Raw genomic sequence first — 17,800 nt, 5'->3', positions numbered from 1 at the left:
GCAAGGCGGATTATCTTGCAAAACTTGTCCCGGGCGCTATAGCCGTCAGGGTTTCCCCTATGCCTGCGACACCTTCCAGTGACCACGAAAAACGCCGCTTTGCTCACAGAAAATCGACCAGATGCAGTCAGGCACGCGAGTTCTTGCCTTGGGTTGGCTCCTGCCATGCCCCTATAATCGGCGCACTTAGTTTGTGGAGCCCGTTATGCCGAATCTACGTCTCGCCGATTTGACCGCCGAAATCGAAGCCAACGTGCGCCGTGCGTTGCTCGAAGACATCGGCAGCGGCGACATCACCGCGCAACTGATCCCCGCCGAACGTCTGGCCAAAGCCACCATCATCACCCGCGATGACGCCGTTATCTGCGGTACGGCATGGGTCGACACCGTGTTCCGTCAGCTCGATCCACGTGTCGCGGTGCATTGGCAGGTGCGTGACGGCGAACGGGTCAAACCCAATCAGCCGCTGTTTCATCTGGAAGGCCCGGCGCGTTCGCTGCTGACTGGCGAGCGCAGTGCGCTGAACTTCCTGCAACTGCTGTCCGGCGTGGCAACGCGCGCGCAGTTCCTGGCAGATTTCGTTGCACAGACTCAGGTCAAGCTGCTGGACACCCGCAAGACCCTGCCTGGCCTGCGTCTGGCGCAGAAATACGCGGTGACCTGCGGCGGTTGCCACAACCATCGCATCGGCCTCTACGATGCGTTCCTGATCAAGGAAAACCACATTGCCGCCAGCGGTGGCATCGCGCAGGCCATCGCCGCCGCGCACAAGATCGCGCCGGGCAAACCGGTTGAAGTCGAAGTGGAAAGCCTGGAAGAGCTGAAGGAAGCGCTGGCTGCCGGCGCCGACATCATCATGCTCGACGAACTGAGCCTGGACGACATGCGTGAAGCTGTGCGCCTGAACGGCGGCAAGGCCAAACTGGAGGCCAGCGGCGGGATCAACGAAAGCACGCTGCTGCCGATCGCCGAGACCGGGGTGGATTACATCTCGATTGGCGCGATGACCAAGGATGTGAAGGCGGTGGACCTGTCGATGCGTCTGAGCCTCTGAGGCTGTCGCGCAATAAAAAACGCCAGCCCGATTGAGGCTGGCGTTTTTGTTTCAGACCACCAGATTGTTCATCTCGCAGTACTCGTCCCACTCGACGCCCAACACTTCGGCCGCCTCCTTGTGCAGCACAAGACGCTGGGCCTCGAACTCTTCAGGGGTGCTGGTGTACTTGAGCGTCAACTCCCACGGCTGCAAGCCCTGGGCTTCGGCTTCGTCTTCGAACGCCCACTGGATCTGATCTTTCTGATCGTCGGCGCTCAGGTCCTTGATCTCTTCTTTCAGGTCCGGTACGTCCAGAATGTACTTTTCCAGCGCTTGTTTGTGACGTTGCTCTTGAGTTAATTCGGTCATGGCGTTCTCGCTGATCGTAAGAATGGAGGATGGATCTGGATCATCAAGGATCTCTCTGACGCGGATTGTCCGGCCTTCGGAACCATTCGGGATCATCTGAAAACTGCTAAGCGATGCTCATGCAGGCACCGAATATAGGACGTTTGCATGACGAATTACACGGCTCTTTACATCTCTCTCACAAAAAGTTGACCTGCGGAACATAAATCCGGATTCCAAGTCATAGCGTTGTGCCATATCGGCACTCACTCTCGCTGTTCACAAGGAAAACCAGTGATGCGCAGCTTTTCGAAGATTTGTTCCGTGGTGTCCGCCAGTGCCTTGCTTGCCGCCGTGATGTTGCCGGCAAGCGCCATGGCGCTTGAACTGAGCAACAGCAGCTCCTCCTATGGCGACAAGGTTTCGCTGATTCACAACGATTACGGCAAGGATGTGGTCATCAAGAGCGATATCAGCATCGATGAACTGCAAAAGATGCGTGACACCGTCCGCGACCAGTCACACCAGATTGAAGAGTTCAAACGCAGCAGCGGTTCCAGCTCGAATTCCAGTAGCAAGGAAATCGATGACCTGAAGAACAAGGTCAAGGATCAGGACCGCCAACTGGATACCCTCGGACGCCAGGTCGAAGACCTAAAACGCAACAGCGGTTCGAGTTCGAATTCCGCCAGCAGCGAAATTTCCAGCCTGAAGCAGAAAATCAACGATCAGGATCGCGCCATGGATCAGCTCAAACGTACCGTCGAGGATCTGAGCCGCAAGGTGAAATAAGGGAAGTGGTGCCCGAGACAGGAATCGAACCTGCGACCTTCGCGTTACGAGTGCGCTGCTCTACCGGCTGAGCTACACGGGCGGTGGGCTAAACCTAGCACCGGTCTCGGAGTCCGGCAACTTCACAGAATGTCTCGATATTTCGCAGACAAAAAAATGCCCCGCCGTTTTCACGGCGGGGCATTTTTATTGCGCTAAAGCGGTGGGGTGATTAAACGCCCGAAGCCTTGGCAGCTGCCACGTCTTTGATGGACAGCTTGATACGGCCGCGGTTGTCCACGTCCAGTACCAGCACTTCCACTTCCTGACCTTCTTTCAGGATGTCGGTGACTTTCTCTACGCGAGCGTCGCTCAGCATCGAGATGTGCACCAGACCGTCCTTGCCAGGCAGGATGTTGACGAATGCGCCGAAGTCGACGATGCGCTCAACCTTACCGACGTAGATCTTGCCGATTTCAGCTTCTGCAGTGATGCTCAGAACGCGCTGACGAGCAGCTTCTGCAGCTTCCTTGGTTTCGCCGAAGATCTTGATCGAACCGTCGTCTTCGATGTCGATCGAAGCCTTGGTTTCTTCGCAGATCGCACGGATGGTCGCGCCGCCTTTACCGATAACGTCACGGATTTTGTCGGTGTCGATTTTCATCGCGATCATGGTCGGTGCGTTGGCCGACAGTTCGGTACGCGACTGGCCGATGATCTGGTTCATCTGACCGAGGATGTTCAGGCGCGCTTCCAGGGCTTGGCCCAGAGCGATTTCCATGATCTCTTCGGTGATGCCCTTGATCTTGATGTCCATCTGCAGCGCGGTGACGCCTTTGGCGGTACCGGCTACTTTGAAGTCCATGTCGCCCAGGTGGTCTTCGTCACCGAGGATGTCGGTCAGAACAGCGAATTTTTCGCCTTCTTTAACCAGGCCCATGGCGATACCGGCAACCGGCGCCTTCATTGGAACACCAGCGTCCATCAGGGCCAGGGAAGCACCGCAAACGGAAGCCATCGAGCTCGAACCGTTGGATTCGGTGATTTCCGACACCACGCGAATGGTGTACGGGAACACGTCAGCGGCTGGCAGCATGGCCGAAACCGAACGACGGGCCAGACGGCCGTGACCGATTTCACGACGACCAGCACCACCCATGCGACCACACTCGCCCACCGAGAACGGAGGGAAGTTGTAGTGCAGCATGAATGGGTCTTTTTTCTCGCCTTCCAGGGTGTCCAGCAGCTGTGCGTCACGGGCAGTACCCAGAGTCGCAACTACCAGAGCCTGGGTTTCACCACGGGTGAACAGAGCCGAACCGTGAGTCTTCGGCAGAACGCCGACTTCGATGTTCAGCGGACGTACGGTTTTGGTGTCGCGACCGTCGATACGTGGCTTGCCGTTTACGATGTTTTCGCGAACGGTGCGGTATTCGATTTCGCCGAAAGCCGCTTTGACTTCGCTGGACGAAGGCTGGCCTTCTTCACCGGACAGTTTGGCAACAACCTGATCCTTCAGCTCACCCAGGCGGGCGTAACGATCGGCCTTGATGGTGATGGTGTAAGCCTGGGAGATCGCGTCGCCGAACTCGGCGCGGATCGCGCCCAGCAGTTCGGTGGCTTCTGGAGCCGGAGCCCAGTTCCAGGTTGGCTTGGCAGCTTCAGCGGCCAGTTCTTTAACAGCGTTGATCACGACCTGGAACTCGTCGTGAGCGAACAGTACTGCGCCCAGCATCTGGTCTTCGGTCAGCTCTTTGGCTTCCGATTCAACCATCAGTACGGCGTCCGAAGTACCGGCAACGACCATGTCCAGGCTCGAAGCAGCTTGCTGCTCGTAAGTCGGGTTCAGCAGGTAGCCGGTGCTTTCGTGGAAAGCTACGCGAGCGGCGCCGATCGGGCCGTCGAACGGAATGCCCGAGATTGCCAGGGCAGCCGAGGTACCGATCATCGCAGCGATGTCCGGATCGGTCTTCTTGCTGGTGGAAACGACGGTGCAGACAACCTGCACTTCGTTCATGAAGCCTTCTGGGAACAGCGGACGGATCGGACGGTCGATCAGTCGGGAAGTCAGGGTTTCTTTCTCGGAAGGACGGCCTTCACGCTTGAAGAAACCGCCAGGGATCTTACCGGCAGCGTAAGTCTTTTCCTGGTAGTGAACGGACAGAGGGAAGAAGCCCTTGCCTGGATCGGCTTGCTTGGCACCGACTACGGTCACCAATACGCTGACGTCGTCGTCAACGGTGACCAATACTGCGCCGGAGGCCTGACGGGCGATACGGCCAGTCTCGAGGGTAACGGTCGACTGACCGAACTGGAATTTTTTGATTACCGGGTTCACGGTGTCCTACCTTCTTTGTGGCTCTTGGGGGAACTGGTTTCTTGCGAAATTCTTGGGCAATGTCGGGAATCGGCCCGCTGACTGTCCGGGTAAAACGGTAGTGCAGATAAAACTTGAGGCTGGGAGCCTGCCAGCCACCAGCGGAAAACCGCTGATGCCTGACAGACAACCAACCTCATAGCGCAATCGCTGATTAGCGACGCAGACCCAGGCGGCCGATCAGAGCGCTGTAACGGCTCAGATCCTTGCCTTTCAGGTAGTCCAGCAGCTTACGACGCTGGTTTACCATGCGGATCAGACCACGACGGGAGTGGTGGTCTTTACCGTTGGCCTTGAAGTGACCTTGCAGTTTGTTGATGTTGGCGGTCAGCAGTGCAACTTGCACTTCTGGCGAACCAGTATCACCAACAGCTTGCTGGTAGTCGGCAACGATTTGAGCTTTTTCTTGAACGTCGAGAGCCATGAGGCAATCCTTTTATCAGGAAACTGTTTCAAAAACAGTTTCAACAGGCCAGGGACAAATCCCTGTATCTATAAATGAGTCGTGACCGTGCCTGTTAACAGCCACACTCGCCGGCCCGCTATTACACGGACCGGTTTCCGGTCATTCTGACCGAATCAGTCGACGCGGCGCGATGCGCCCGTCTTCGCTCACTTCACCGATACCGATGAAGCGACCGTTGTGATCCTGTACCCGTACCATGCCGAACTTCGGAGCATCCGGGGCACGTACCGGCTGGCCGTTGAGCCAGTAGAACGCACTCGCTTCGGAGAAGTGCAGCAGCGGCCAATCCTGCAGGCCGCTGTCCGATGGCATCAGGAAGCGGTCGACCGCTTCGTTGCCGCCTTCGGCATGTACCGCTTCCAGCTCTTCGAGAGTGACAGTCTGCGCCAGGGTAAAAGGCCCGGCCTGGGTACGACGCAGTTCCGCGACGTACGCACCACAACCGAGTTGCTCACCGATATCCTCCACCAGGGTGCGAATATAGGTGCCCTTGCTGCAATCCACCGCAAGACGCGCAGTATCGCCTTCGAAGGCCAGCAATTCCAAGCGCGCAATAGTAACAGAACGCGGTTCGCGCTCCACTACTTCGCCTGCACGGGCCAGCTTGTACAGCGGCTGCCCGTCACGCTTGAGTGCCGAGTACATCGGCGGTATCTGACTGATTTGCCCACGAAATTTCGGCAGAACCGCTTCGACATCGGCGCGACCAACGGTCACCGGGCGCTCCTGCAAAACCTCACCCTCGGCATCGGCCGTGGTGGTGGTCTTGCCCAGTTGCGCCAGGGTTTCATAACCCTTGTCGGAATCGAGCAGGTATTGCGAGAACTTGGTTGCCTCACCAAAGCACAGCGGCAATACACCGGTGGCCAACGGATCGAGACTGCCGGTGTGGCCGGCCTTCTCGGCGTTGAGCAACCAGCGAACCTTCTGCAACGCGGCGTTGGAGGTAAACCCCAGCGGCTTGTCGAGCAGGATGATACCGCTGACGTTACGACGGATACGTTTGACCTGAGCCACCGAATTACTCCTTGGTGTCTTCAGGTTCAGCAGCGACCGGGTGCTGATTGTCTTCAGCAACCGCACGCTCGATCAGGGCCGACAAGTGCGCACCACGGACAACGGATTCGTCGTAGTGGAAGTGCAATTGCGGCACGCTGCGCAGCTTCATCTCACGGGCCAGCTGCATGCGCAGGAAACCTGCGGCAGCATTGAGCACCTTGATGCTTTGCGCGATGTCTTCAGCGTTGTCCTGCCCCATCACGGTGATGAAAATCTTCGCGTGACCGACGTCACGGCTGACTTCCACAGCGGTAATGGTGACCAGGCCAACACGTGGATCTTTGACTTCACGACGGATCAGTTGGGCCAGCTCACGCTGCATCTGATCGCCGATACGTTGGGTACGGCTGTATTCTTTTGCCATGATTTGTTACCTGTTACTGCCCCACGGTGAAACCCGCAAGGTCTGAAAGCGGCAAACGCCCGGCCTGACAAATGCCAGACCGGGCGTTGCGTTTAGAGTCCGGGTGATGCGCCGCACATGTGAATGTGGCCGGCCATCACGGCTCCTGAAGTGCGCGAGTTAGAGGCTGCGAGCAACCTGAACCTTCTCGAAGACTTCGATCTTGTCGCCGACTTTGACGTCGTTGTAGCTCTTCACGCCGATACCGCATTCCATGCCGGCACGTACTTCGGAAGCGTCATCCTTGAAGCGGCGCAGGGATTCCAGCTCGCCTTCGAAGATAACGATGTCTTCACGCAGTACACGGATCGGACGGTTACGGTGCACAACACCTTCGATCACCATGCAACCAGCGATCGCGCCAAACTTCGGCGAACGGAACACGTCACGCACTTCGGCCACACCCAGGATGTTCTCGCGAACATCGCTGCCGAGCATGCCGGTCAGGGCTTTCTTGACGTCTTCGATGATGTCGTAGATCACGTTGTAGTAACGCATGTCCAGACCTTCCTGCTCGACGATCTTCCGTGCGCCAGCATCGGCACGCACGTTGAAGCCGAACAGTACAGCGTTGGAAGCCAGTGCCAGGTTAGCGTCGGACTCGGTGATACCACCGACACCGCCGCCGACTACGCGCACTTGAACTTCGTCGTTGCCCAGGCCATTCAAGGCACCGTTCAACGCTTCCAGCGAACCACGGACGTCGGATTTGAGGACGATGTTGAGCGTCTTCTTCTCGGCCTGACCCATGTTTTCGAAGATGTTTTCCAGCTTGCCGGCGTGAGCGCGAGCCAGTTTGACTTCGCGGAACTTGCCTTGACGGAACAGAGCCACTTCACGGGCTTTCTTCTCGTCAGCAACTACGCTCATCTCGTCGCCAGCGTCCGGGGTACCGTCCAGGCCGAGGATCTCGACAGGGATGGATGGACCGGCTTCTTTAATTGGCTTGCCGTTCTCGTCGAGCATGGCACGCACGCGGCCATAGTTCGAACCGACCAGAACCATGTCGCCTTGGCGCAGGGTACCGTCTTGAACCAGAACGGTTGCAACCGGGCCACGACCTTTGTCGAGACGCGACTCAACCACAACGCCACGGCCAGGAGCCGACGGAGTTGCTTTCAGTTCGAGAACTTCGGCTTGCAGCAGAACAGCTTCGAGCAGCTCGTCAACACCAGTACCGACTTTCGCCGAAACCGGTACGAACGGCGTATCACCGCCCCACTCTTCAGAAGTCACGCCGTGAACCGACAGTTCGCTACGGATGCGATCGAGATCAGCGCCCGGCTTGTCGATCTTGTTCACTGCAACAACCAGCGGAACGCCAGCCGCTACTGCGTGCTGAACAGCTTCAATGGTCTGCGGCATCACGCCGTCGTCCGCTGCAACCACCAGGATCACGATGTCGGTCGCCTTGGCACCACGAGCACGCATTGCGGTAAACGCGGCGTGACCCGGGGTGTCGAGGAAGGTGACCATGCCGCGTTCGGTTTCAACGTGGTATGCACCGATGTGCTGGGTGATACCACCGGCTTCGCCAGCAGCTACCTTGGCACGACGGATGTAGTCGAGCAGGGAAGTTTTACCGTGGTCAACGTGGCCCATTACGGTCACGACTGGAGCACGAGAGAACGACTCACCTTCAAACTTCAGGGACTCGGCCAAGGAATCTTCCAGGGCGGTGTCGCTGACCAGGGTCACTTTGTGGCCCAGTTCTTCGGCTACCAGTTGAGCAGTTTCCTGATCAAGCACCTGGTTGATGGTGGCCGGTGTACCCAGCTTGAACATGAACTTGATGATTTCAGCAGCCTTGACCGACATCTGATTGGCGAGATCGCCAACAGTGATGGTCTCGCCGATCTGCACATCACGCACGACAGGGCCGGTTGGGCTCTGGAAACCGTGGGCGTTGCGTTTCTTCAGCTTGGCCTTGCCGCGACCACCGCGACGGAAGCCATCGCTTTCTTCGTCGGTAGTGCGTGGCGCCACGCGTGGAGCCGGCGCTTTTTCTTTGACCGATGCGCGATGCGGAGCGTTTTTACGCTCGCCATCACCACCACCGCTGCGACGATTGTTGTCGTCGGCACGTGGTTTGTCCGGACGACGCTGTTCGTCACGCTTGCGAGTGTCGGCAGCTGGCGCAGCAGCAACAACCGGCGCAGCTTCGCGCACAGGTTCGGCCACTGGAGCAGGTGCTGCAACAGCTTCGGCAGGAGCGCTCGACGCAGCAGCAGGCTGGCGACGCGCTTCTTCTTCAGCGCGCTGCTTGGCTTCTTCAGCCTTCTGACGGGCAGCATTTTCTACTGCGCGACGCTCTTCCAGTTCACGCTGGCGCTCGGCTTCGATTTCTTCCGGGCTGCGCTGTACGAAAACTTTCTTCTTGCGAACTTCTACGCTGATGCTCTTGCTACCAGCCACACGCAGGGTGCTGGTGGTTTTACGCTGCAGCGTGATCTTGCGTGGTTCTTCCACTTTCGCCTTGTGGCTGCTTTTCAAGTGAGTCAGCAGGGATTGCTTCTCACTGTCAGTCACATGTTCTTCGGCGGCGGTGTGCGGCAGACCTGCCTCACGCATCTGCTGCAACAGGCGCTCTACCGGTGTTTTGACCTCATCGGCCAGTTGTTTCACCGTGACTTGCGTCATGCACTTCTCTCCTCAGGCCGCGCCTAATTACTCGAACCAGTGGGCTCGGGCGGCCATGATCAACTTGCCGGCACGATCATCGTCAATGCCGTCGATGTCGAGCAGGTCGTCAATAGACTGCTCGGCCAGGTCTTCGCGGGTAATTACGCCGCGCACCGCCAGTTCCATCGCCAAATCCTTGTCCATACCCTCAAGCGAGAGCAGGTCTTCGGCCGGATGGGCGTCTGCCAGCTTTTCCTCAGTAGCGATGGCTTTGGTCAACAAGCGATCCTTGGCACGAGCGCGAAGCTCGTTGACGATGTCTTCGTCAAAGCCGTCGATGTTGAGCATTTCTTCCAACGGTACGTAGGCAATCTCTTCCAGGCTGGTGAAGCCTTCATCAACCAGCACCTGAGCCAGCTCTTCATCGACTTCCAGCTCGTCGATGAAGTTGCGCAGGATGTCGCCGGTTTCTGCTTGTTGCTTAGCCTGGATGTCCGATTCGGTCATCACGTTCAGGGTCCAGCCAGTCAACTGGCTAGCCAGACGCACGTTCTGACCACCGCGACCGATGGCCTGAGCCAGATTGTCTGCGCCAACGGCGATGTCCATGGCGTGGGCATCTTCGTCAACGATAATGGCCGCCACTTCTGCCGGCGACATGGCATTGATCACGAACTGCGCCGGGTTATCGTCCCACAGGACAATATCGACACGCTCGCCACCCAACTCGCCCGACACGGCCTGGACGCGCGAACCGCGCATACCGATGCACGCGCCCTGCGGGTCGATGCGTTTGTCCTTGGAGCGGACAGCAATCTTGGCACGCGAACCCGGATCACGAGACGCTGCCATGACTTCGATCAGGCCTTCAGCGATTTCCGGCACTTCGATACGGAACAGTTCGATCAGCATTTCCGGCGCGGTACGCGACAGGATCAGCTGCGGGCCGCGGTTCTCGGTGCGGATTTCCTTGAGCAGTGCACGCAGACGCACACCGACACGGAAGGTTTCGCGAGAAATGATGTCTTCACGAGCCAGCAACGCTTCGGCGTTGTTGCCCAGATCGACGATCACGTTGTCGCGGGTCACTTTTTTCACGGTGCCGGAGATGATTTCTCCCAGGCGCTCGCGATAGGCGTCGACCACTTGAGCGCGCTCGGCTTCACGCACTTTCTGCACAATGACTTGCTTGGCAGTCTGTGCGGCAATGCGGCCGAACTCGATGGATTCGATTTTTTCTTCGACGACGTCGCCAACCTTGGCGCCAGGATGCGTTTCAGCAACCTTGGTCGGCCAGGTTTCGATGGCCGGATCGTCGAGGTCATTCTCTTCGACGACCGTCCAGCGACGGAAAGTTTCGTAGGAACCGGTGTGGCGGTTAATTTCCACACGCAGGTCAACTTCGTCTTCAAAACGCTTTTTGGTAGCAGTGGCCAGGGCCAGCTCCAGCGCTTCAAAAATTACGCTTGCCGGTACGCCCTTTTCATTGGATACCGACTCAACAACCAGCAGTACTTCTTTGCTCATCGTACGCCTCGCCTTTCGCAAGCCATTGGATCCGCGGGATCCGCGTCTCAGTCAAAACTGGGAATAATGTTGGCCTTGTCGATCATGTCGATCGGCAACAGGAATTCATGGTCTTCTACCTGCACCACGACGTCCTGCTCTTCTACACCGCGCAGAAGGCCCTGAAAGTTGCGTCGCCCTTCAAAAGGCGAGCGCAGCTTGATCTTTACTTGTTCACCGGCAAATTTTGCAAACTGCTCAAGAGTGAACAGCGGGCGTTCCATGCCAGGCGAGGAAACTTCAAGTGTGTATTCAACGGCGATCGGATCTTCAACATCCAGTACACCGCTGATCTGACGGCTGACAATGGCGCAATCGTCCACCAGCACACCGCCCTCTTTATCGATATAAACGCGCAACATCGAGTGACGACCCTGAGCCGAAAACTCGATACCCCAGCATTCATAGCCCAGGGCCACGACCACCGGGGCCAGCAAGGCCTGCAACTCTTCTAGCTTGCTCGACACCTGAACCCCCTAGTGCATGATATGTGCATGCTTTGCAAAATAAAAAAATGGGCGAAACGCCCATCCTTGAAACGCCGTCGAACAGCGGCGTAGAAAGTGTCCAGCTAACAAAAAGCCCCTTAAAAGGGGCTCCTTAAACTGGTTGCGGGGGCCGGATTTGAACCGACGACCTTCGGGTTATGAGCCCGACGAGCTACCAGACTGCTCCACCCCGCGACAAAGCTGGGGCGGAAGTATACGACCGATCCCTTATAGGGTCAATGTAACCTTCCACCTGCAAGAAAGCCCGCAACAGCGGGCTCTCCTGACTAATTGGTACCGAGAAGGGGACTCGAACCCCTACACCCTATGGGCACAACCACCTCAAGGTTGCGTGTCTACCAATTCCACCACCTCGGCAAAACTACGTTTGAAACCCTTCTTACTTCTGCTCTTGAGCTGGAGGTACGTCAGTCGCTGGAGTAGCCGACTTTTGCTCTTGAAGCACCGGGACATCATCAGAAGCCGGTTGTTGCTTAGGTACTTCCAACACTGCTGGATTTGGCAGACCTGCTTGAGTCAGCTGATGAGCCTTCTCTTTAGCAAAGTAACCTAACCCCAAGCTGGTTATGAAGAAACCGGCGGCAAGTATAGCAGTAAACTTACTAAGAAAGGTAGAGGAACCTTGGCTTCCGAACACAGTATTTGAAGCACCTGCTCCGAAAGACGCGCCAGCGTCCGCACCCTTACCCTGCTGCAGCAAAACCAGAGCAACTACGCCCAATGCACCCAGCAGATGAAAAACGACTACGACTGTTTCCAGCATTTTTTCAGTTTCCCGCGGCGCGACAAATCGCACCGAACTCATCTGCATTCAGGGAAGCTCCACCAATGAGCCCCCCATCGATATCCGGCATGCCGAACAGTTCGACCGCATTGGCCGCCTTCACGCTGCCGCCGTATAGAAGCCGCACACCTCGTGCGACTTCAGAATTCTCTGCCGCCAACTGCTCGCGAATGGCCTTATGCACATCCTGAGCCTGTTGCGGCGTTGCAGTCAGTCCGGTACCAATGGCCCAGACAGGCTCGTAAGCAATGACTGCCTTGGCAAAGGCACCAACACCCAGCTCCTCAATGATGCTGCCCAGCTGACGCCCGACAACCTCAAGAGTTTTTCCGGCTTCACGCTGCTCGAGAGTCTCCCCTACACACAACACCGGAATCAAGCCACATGCCTGTGCCGCTGCGAACTTGCGATTCAGCATTCCGTCTCGCTCGCCCATTATCTGGCGGCGTTCGGAGTGCCCGACAAGCACCAGGGAACAACCTGCATCCACCAACTGACTCGGCGCAATTTCACCGGTCAATGCACCTTGCATGGATTCCACCGCAGAATTCTGCGCACCGACCGAAATCGACTTTCCTTTCAAGCCATCAATCACTTGATTGATATGCAAGCAAGGCGGGAATACCGCGACATCAACACCGCTTGGCAAGGCCAGATGACGAAGGCCGTTGATCAGCTCAGCGACGCTGGCGCGGGTACCGTGCATCTTCCAGTTACCAGCTACCATAGGGCGACGCATGCTGTACCTCGTCGGTCAAAGTGGGCGCAGATGTTACCCAACACAATCATGGCTGGCAAGCCGAATCAGGCAGAAACTTCAGTTACCAGTTTTGCCAGTTCTTCGGCGTAGGTGCGAACCTGAGTTTCATCCTCGCCTTCGACCATCACACGCACCAACGGCTCTGTGCCGGACTTGCGCAAAAGTACCCGACCACGACCGGCCATTGCCTGGGTTACACGCGCACTGGCTTCCTTGACAGCCGGATGCTCGAGTGGACTTTCACCCCCACTGAAACGCACGTTGATCAGCACCTGTGGGCACTTGCGAAGTGCCTGACGGGATTGCGCCAGCCCCTCATTGCGGGCTTTCAGCGCCATGAGCACCTGCAGCGCTGCAATGATCGCATCCCCCGTAGTGGTGTGATTGAAGCAGACGATGTGTCCCGAGTTCTCACCACCCACCATCCAGTTACGTTCCAGCAACTCTGCGATCACATAGCGGTCGCCGACGTTGGCACGAATGAATGGAATCGAGAGATCAGCCAGTGCGAGCTCCAACCCCAGGTTACTCATCAGCGTGCCGACGACACCACCCTGCAATTTCCCGCGCTCGTGAAGATCGCGCGCGATGATGAACAGCAACTCGTCACCATCGACGACTGCACCAGTGTGATCGACCATCAACACTCGATCACCATCACCATCGAAAGCGATACCCAGGTCTGCATGCTCAGCCAACACAGCAGCCTGCAGTTGACCCATATGGGTCGAACCACAGTTGTCATTGATGTTCAGGCCATTGGGCTGGGCCGATAAAACGACCACGTCAGCACCCAATTCGCGAAAGACACTCGGAGCCACCTTGTAGGTCGCCCCATGCGCGCAGTCGATAACGATCTTCAGGCCAGAGAAGCTGGTGCCGGTTGGCACACTGCTTTTGCAGAATTCGATGTAGCGACCGGAGGCGTCGTTGATGCGCGAAACCTTACCGATCTTGCTCGACTCAACCACGGTCATCGGAGCATCGAGCAATTCTTCGATCATCAGCTCCAGCTCATCAGGCAACTTGGTGCCTTTACCGGAGAAAAATTTGATGCCGTTATCGTCATGCGGGTTGTGCGAAGCGCTGATCACGATCCCGGCTTCAGCCTGGAATGTACGCGACAGATAGGCAATGGCCGGCGTCGGCATCGGGCCGAGCAGCATGACATCGGCACCCGCCGACGTCAGGCCTGCCTCAAGTGCGGACTCAAACATGTAGCCAGAGATTCGAGTGTCCTTGCCGACCAGCACCTTGCAGGCGCCCATCTTGCGGAAGGCCATGCCCGCCGCCCAGCCGAGCTTGAGCATGAAGTCAGGGGTAATCGGGTATTCACCGACACGACCACGAATGCCGTCAGTACCAAAGTATTTCTTGCTCATAAGTGCTCCATCATTCTTATTCGGCTGATTCCACGGCCGCGAGCATGCGCACCACGTCTACCGTTTCCGCCACATCATGGACGCGCAATATACGCGCTCCTTTCACTGATGCCAGCGCCGCCAACGCGAGACCGCCATACAGACGCTCGCCCACGGGGCGATTCAGCGCCTGGCCGATCATGCTTTTACGTGAAACGCCAACCAATAGCGGACGACCCAGCGCATGCAGAGCCTCCATATGTTTGAACAAGCTTAAATTGTGCTGCAGCGTTTTGGCGAAGCCAAAACCGGGATCAAGAATGATCCGCTCGGCAGGAATGCCCGCTTGTGCGCATTGCGTCATGCGCTCAGCGAGAAACTCGCCCACTTCCCGAGTTACATCCTGATAGTGCGGATTGTCCTGCATATCACCCGGCTCGCCGAGCATATGCATCAGACAGACCGGCAGGCCAGTCGCCGCAGCGGCATCCAGCGCGCCATCACGGCGCAGCGAACGCACATCGTTGATCAAGCCGGCACCAAGGCGTGCAGTTTCGCGCATCACCGCCGGTGTCGACGTGTCGACCGAGATGACCACATCCAGTTCGCGATTGATCAGCTCAACGATCGGCGCCACGCGCTCCAGCTCCTCCAGCGGCGAAACCGCACGAGCGCCAGGCCGAGTCGACTCGCCACCGACATCGATCAGTGTCGCGCCGGCGGCCACCATGGCTTCAGCATGACGCAAGGCCACGTCCAACTGGCTGTAGCGGCCGCCGTCGGAGAAAGAGTCAGGAGTAACATTGAGAATGCCCATGACATGCGTCCGGGCCAAATCAAGAACCCGGTTGCCGCAAGGCAACCGGGTCAGGGACTGTACAGAAGTCATTTCAAACCTTAAACGTCAGCAGCCGGACCGCCAATCGGCGTTTCAGGACGCTCATCCTGGACCACTGGAGGCGGCGTACCGGTGCCGGTACCACCCGACCAGTCGCGCGGTTCGCGAGGCGTGCGACCCGCCATGATGTCGTCGATTTGCTCGGCATCGATCGTTTCATACTTCATCAGCGCATCCGCCATGGCGTCCAGCTTGTCACGGTTGTCCGTGAGAATCTGTTTCGCGCTGCCGTAGCACTGGTCAATGATACTGCGCACTTCGGAGTCGATCAGCTTGGCCGTCTCACCGGAGAAGCTTGCATTCTGACCACCACCGCCGCGACCGAGGAACACTTCGCCCTCTTCTTCGGCGTACATCAACGGACCGAGTTTTTCCGACAGCCCCCACTTGGTCACCATGTTCCGTGCAATCTGGCTGGCACGCATGATGTCGTTCGAAGCACCGGTGGTGACACCGTCGAAGCCAAGGGTCATTTCTTCAGCGATACGACCGCCGTACAGCGAGCAGATCTGACTGATCAGCGCACGCTTGGAGAGGCTGTAGCGATCTTCTTCCGGCAGGAACATGGTCACACCCAGCGCACGACCGCGGGGAATGATCGAGACCTTGTACACCGGATCATGCTCAGGCACTACGCGACCAACGATGGCGTGGCCAGCTTCGTGATAAGCGGTGTTCTGCTTTTCTTTCTCGGACATGACCATGGATTTGCGCTCGGCACCCATCATGATCTTGTCTTTGGCCAGTTCGAATTCCTTCATTTCGACGATACGCTTGCCGCTGCGTGCAGCGAACAGCGACGCTTCGTTGACCAGGTTGGCCAGGTCGGCACCGGAGAAGCCCGGAGTACCGCGTGCGATGACTGCCGGAGCAACGTCGTCGCCCATTGGCACTTTGCGCATGTGAACCTTGAGGATCTGCTCGCGACCACGGATGTCCGGCAAGCCAACCACCACCTGACGGTCGAAACGGCCCGGACGCAGCAGCGCAGGGTCGAGTACGTCAGGACGGTTGGTAGCAGCAATCACGATGATGCCGTCATTCATTTCGAAGCCGTCCATCTCTACCAGCAACTGGTTGAGAGTCTGCTCGCGCTCGTCGTGACCGCCACCCATGCCGGCGCCACGATGGCGACCGACGGCGTCGATTTCGTCGATGAAGATGATGCATGGAGCGTGTTTCTTGGCTTGCTCGAACATGTCGCGAACACGGCTCGCGCCGACACCCACGAACATTTCGACAAAGTCGGAACCGGAAATGGTGAAGAACGGCACCTTCGCTTCGCCGGCAATCGCCTTGGCCAGCAAGGTTTTACCGGTACCCGGAGGACCGACCATCAGCACGCCGCGAGGAATACGACCACCCAGACGCTGGAACTTGCCCGGATCACGCAGGAACTCAACCAACTCGCCGACTTCTTCCTTGGCTTCGTCGCAACCGGCAACGTCAGCCAATGTGGTTTTCACCTGATCTTCGGACAGCAGGCGTGCCTTGCTCTTGCCGAAGCTCATCGGTCCGCCCTTGCCGCCCGCACCGCCCTGCATCTGGCGCATGAAGAACATGAACACCGCGATGATCACCAGGATCGGGAAGCTGGCCACCAGGAGCTGGGTCCAGATGCTTTGCTGTTCAGGCTGCTTGCCTTCGACCACAACGTGGTTGTCGACCAGATCGCCGATCAGACCGTTGTCCTGGATCGCCGGACGAATGGTCTTGAAGCTGTCGCCGTCGTTGCGTTTGCCGGTAATCACATAGCCGTCAACGGCTACGCGCTCGACCTTGCCATCCTTGACCTGCTGGATGAAGTCGGAATAGTTGAGGGTCTGCGGCTCGTTAGGGCTGGAGAAGTTGTTCATCACCGTCACCAGGACTGCCGCGATGATCAACCACAGGATCAGATTCTTTGCCATATCGTTCAATTAACTACCCTCTGAAGCAAGCTCCGCTACTGGCGCGCGCTTCGCATGATATTCACCGGCCTAACTTACTACATTACCTACAGCTCTGGCAGGCGCCGTCTGTAACCCTTTGTGAAACACTTTCTACACAATATTCGCTTATGCACGCGGGGCGAAATACGAAAAACCTATCACCCCGCCAAAAAACCTCGTTTTACTCACTACGCCCGCGGTAACCCCAAGCCAGCATGTATTGCTCGCGGGAACTGCCACGGGACGAATCCGGCTTGATCATCTGGATCTTGTCGAATTTTTTGCGAGCGTCCTTCAGGTAAACATCGAACCCTTCGCCCTGAAAAATCTTGATCACGAAATTACCGCCCGGCTTGAGTATCCGCTCAGCCAGATCAAGCGCCAGCTCGCAAAGGAACATGGCTTTTGGCATGTCCACTTCAGGCGTACCACTCATATTGGGGGCCATATCGGAAATCACAAGGTCCACCTGCGAATTACCCACGGCTTCAAGGATCCGCGCGAGCACTTCGTCCTCGGTGAAGTCACCCTGGATGAAGTTCACGTCAGGAATGCTGTCCATTTCCAGGATGTCCGAAGCGATTAGCCGCCCCTGACCACCGATCAGCCGGCTAGTGACCTGCGACCAGCCACCAGGCGCAGCACCCAGGTCGACAACGCTCATGCCCGGACGGATCAGCTTGTATTTCTCCTGGATTTCCAGAAGCTTGTAACTTGCACGCGAGCGGTAGCCATCCTTCTGCGCCTGCTTCACATAGGGATCGTTGACATGTCGTTTCAGCCAACCAAGGCTTGTCTTGGAACGCGCCATTGGGCACCTCGATGATAAGGGTCGTGATTAATTGGGCGGATCCACGAACCCTCGGGTAAAATGGCCGCCATTTTACAGAATCCAGACGAAAGGGTCAG

Annotated in this window: 16 protein-coding genes and 3 tRNA genes; 2 read left to right on the top strand and 17 right to left on the bottom strand. The window is 57.4% G+C overall.

What is annotated here, in order from left to right; all coding sequences use genetic code 11:
• Window positions 1-205: 205 nt before the first annotated feature.
• Window positions 206-1,054, top strand: a complete 849-nt coding sequence (nadC, locus tag QMK55_RS17550; protein ID WP_102358313.1) for a carboxylating nicotinate-nucleotide diphosphorylase — start codon at window positions 206-208, stop codon at window positions 1,052-1,054.
• Window positions 1,055-1,105: 51 nt separating this feature from the next.
• On the opposite strand, the gene QMK55_RS17545 is transcribed toward nadC, so the two are convergent.
• Window positions 1,106-1,405, bottom strand: coding sequence for a DUF6388 family protein (locus tag QMK55_RS17545; RefSeq protein WP_320329647.1), 300 nt, complete (start codon window positions 1,403-1,405; stop codon window positions 1,106-1,108).
• A 276-nt stretch (window positions 1,406-1,681) separates the two neighbouring features.
• Between QMK55_RS17545 and QMK55_RS17540 the strand changes: the two genes are divergently transcribed.
• Window positions 1,682-2,176, top strand: coding sequence for a hypothetical protein (locus tag QMK55_RS17540; protein ID WP_102358316.1), 495 nt, complete (start codon window positions 1,682-1,684; stop codon window positions 2,174-2,176).
• Window positions 2,177-2,182: 6 nt separating this feature from the next.
• Here the strand turns inward: QMK55_RS17540 and QMK55_RS17535 are convergent.
• The 16 genes from QMK55_RS17535 to rlmE form a co-directional block, all read right to left on the bottom strand.
• Window positions 2,183-2,258 (bottom strand) — tRNA-Thr (locus QMK55_RS17535).
• 129 nt (window positions 2,259-2,387) lie between these two features.
• Window positions 2,388-4,493 carry a polyribonucleotide nucleotidyltransferase gene (pnp, locus tag QMK55_RS17530; protein ID WP_102358317.1) on the bottom strand — a complete coding sequence of 702 codons (2,106 nt, stop codon included), beginning with the start codon at window positions 4,491-4,493 and terminating at the stop codon, window positions 2,388-2,390.
• A gap of 193 nt (window positions 4,494-4,686) precedes the next feature.
• A complete protein-coding gene (gene rpsO / locus QMK55_RS17525) occupies window positions 4,687-4,956 on the bottom strand; it encodes a 30S ribosomal protein S15 (protein WP_003221553.1) in 270 nt (89 codons plus the stop codon).
• 141 nt (window positions 4,957-5,097) lie between these two features.
• A complete protein-coding gene (gene truB, locus QMK55_RS17520) occupies window positions 5,098-6,015 on the bottom strand; it encodes a tRNA pseudouridine(55) synthase TruB (RefSeq protein ID WP_024011571.1) in 918 nt (305 codons plus the stop codon).
• Window positions 6,016-6,019: 4 nt separating this feature from the next.
• Window positions 6,020-6,421 (bottom strand): 30S ribosome-binding factor RbfA, encoded by a 402-nt coding sequence (gene rbfA, locus QMK55_RS17515; RefSeq protein WP_007915259.1) that lies wholly within the window; start codon window positions 6,419-6,421, stop codon window positions 6,020-6,022.
• A gap of 159 nt (window positions 6,422-6,580) precedes the next feature.
• Window positions 6,581-9,100 carry a translation initiation factor IF-2 gene (gene infB, locus QMK55_RS17510; protein WP_102358319.1) on the bottom strand — a complete coding sequence of 840 codons (2,520 nt, stop codon included), beginning with the start codon at window positions 9,098-9,100 and terminating at the stop codon, window positions 6,581-6,583.
• Window positions 9,101-9,127: 27 nt separating this feature from the next.
• Complete coding sequence (gene nusA / locus QMK55_RS17505) at window positions 9,128-10,609, bottom strand: transcription termination factor NusA (protein WP_093435760.1); 1,482 nt, start codon at window positions 10,607-10,609, stop codon at window positions 9,128-9,130.
• A 47-nt stretch (window positions 10,610-10,656) separates the two neighbouring features.
• Window positions 10,657-11,115: a ribosome maturation factor RimP gene (rimP, locus tag QMK55_RS17500; protein WP_007993601.1), complete on the bottom strand. Its 459-nt coding sequence runs from the start codon at window positions 11,113-11,115 to the stop codon at window positions 10,657-10,659.
• 139 nt (window positions 11,116-11,254) lie between these two features.
• Window positions 11,255-11,331: transfer RNA gene (locus tag QMK55_RS17495), tRNA-Met, on the bottom strand.
• A 97-nt stretch (window positions 11,332-11,428) separates the two neighbouring features.
• Window positions 11,429-11,514 (bottom strand) — tRNA-Leu (locus tag QMK55_RS17490).
• A gap of 22 nt (window positions 11,515-11,536) precedes the next feature.
• On the bottom strand, window positions 11,537-11,920 hold the full coding sequence (gene secG, locus QMK55_RS17485) for a preprotein translocase subunit SecG (protein ID WP_011332406.1): 384 nt from the start codon (window positions 11,918-11,920) through the stop codon (window positions 11,537-11,539).
• A 4-nt stretch (window positions 11,921-11,924) separates the two neighbouring features.
• The gene (gene tpiA, locus QMK55_RS17480) at window positions 11,925-12,680 is read right to left on the bottom strand and encodes a triose-phosphate isomerase (RefSeq protein ID WP_008088336.1); all 756 of its coding nucleotides are present in this window, start codon (window positions 12,678-12,680) and stop codon (window positions 11,925-11,927) included.
• Between the two features lie 65 nt (window positions 12,681-12,745).
• A complete protein-coding gene (gene glmM / locus QMK55_RS17475; RefSeq protein WP_102358347.1) occupies window positions 12,746-14,083 on the bottom strand; it encodes a phosphoglucosamine mutase in 1,338 nt (445 codons plus the stop codon).
• A gap of 16 nt (window positions 14,084-14,099) precedes the next feature.
• Entirely contained in the window at window positions 14,100-14,951 is an 852-nt protein-coding gene (gene folP, locus QMK55_RS17470; RefSeq protein ID WP_102358346.1) for a dihydropteroate synthase, read from the bottom strand.
• A gap of 8 nt (window positions 14,952-14,959) precedes the next feature.
• Window positions 14,960-16,870 (bottom strand): ATP-dependent zinc metalloprotease FtsH, encoded by a 1,911-nt coding sequence (gene ftsH / locus QMK55_RS17465; protein WP_102358345.1) that lies wholly within the window; start codon window positions 16,868-16,870, stop codon window positions 14,960-14,962.
• A gap of 202 nt (window positions 16,871-17,072) precedes the next feature.
• Complete coding sequence (gene rlmE / locus QMK55_RS17460; protein WP_025110456.1) at window positions 17,073-17,702, bottom strand: 23S rRNA (uridine(2552)-2'-O)-methyltransferase RlmE; 630 nt, start codon at window positions 17,700-17,702, stop codon at window positions 17,073-17,075.
• Window positions 17,703-17,800: the final 98 nt, after the last annotated feature.

It is taken from the genome of Pseudomonas sp. P8_229 (assembly GCF_034008635.1).
Classification (GTDB): domain Bacteria; phylum Pseudomonadota; class Gammaproteobacteria; order Pseudomonadales; family Pseudomonadaceae; genus Aquipseudomonas.
Note: the sequence above shows the minus strand (reverse complement) of the source record. Positions and strands in the feature narration are given on the sequence as shown.

Coding starts and splice junctions, on each gene's coding strand:
- infB (WP_102358319.1), bottom strand. CDS start 9,100: ATGACGCAAGTCACGGTGAAACAACTGGCCGATGAGGTCAAAACACCG.
- folP (WP_102358346.1), bottom strand. CDS start 14,951: ATGACTTCTGTACAGTCCCTGACCCGGTTGCCTTGCGGCAACCGGGTT.
- QMK55_RS17545 (WP_320329647.1), bottom strand. CDS start 1,405: ATGACCGAATTAACTCAAGAGCAACGTCACAAACAAGCGCTGGAAAAG.
- rbfA (WP_007915259.1), bottom strand. CDS start 6,421: ATGGCAAAAGAATACAGCCGTACCCAACGTATCGGCGATCAGATGCAG.
- ftsH (WP_102358345.1), bottom strand. CDS start 16,870: ATGGCAAAGAATCTGATCCTGTGGTTGATCATCGCGGCAGTCCTGGTG.
- QMK55_RS17540 (WP_102358316.1), top strand. CDS start 1,682: ATGCGCAGCTTTTCGAAGATTTGTTCCGTGGTGTCCGCCAGTGCCTTG.
- nadC (WP_102358313.1), top strand. CDS start 206: ATGCCGAATCTACGTCTCGCCGATTTGACCGCCGAAATCGAAGCCAAC.
- rlmE (WP_025110456.1), bottom strand. CDS start 17,702: ATGGCGCGTTCCAAGACAAGCCTTGGTTGGCTGAAACGACATGTCAAC.
- nusA (WP_093435760.1), bottom strand. CDS start 10,609: ATGAGCAAAGAAGTACTGCTGGTTGTTGAGTCGGTATCCAATGAAAAG.
- glmM (WP_102358347.1), bottom strand. CDS start 14,083: ATGAGCAAGAAATACTTTGGTACTGACGGCATTCGTGGTCGTGTCGGT.
- tpiA (WP_008088336.1), bottom strand. CDS start 12,680: ATGCGTCGCCCTATGGTAGCTGGTAACTGGAAGATGCACGGTACCCGC.
- rpsO (WP_003221553.1), bottom strand. CDS start 4,956: ATGGCTCTCGACGTTCAAGAAAAAGCTCAAATCGTTGCCGACTACCAG.
- secG (WP_011332406.1), bottom strand. CDS start 11,920: ATGCTGGAAACAGTCGTAGTCGTTTTTCATCTGCTGGGTGCATTGGGC.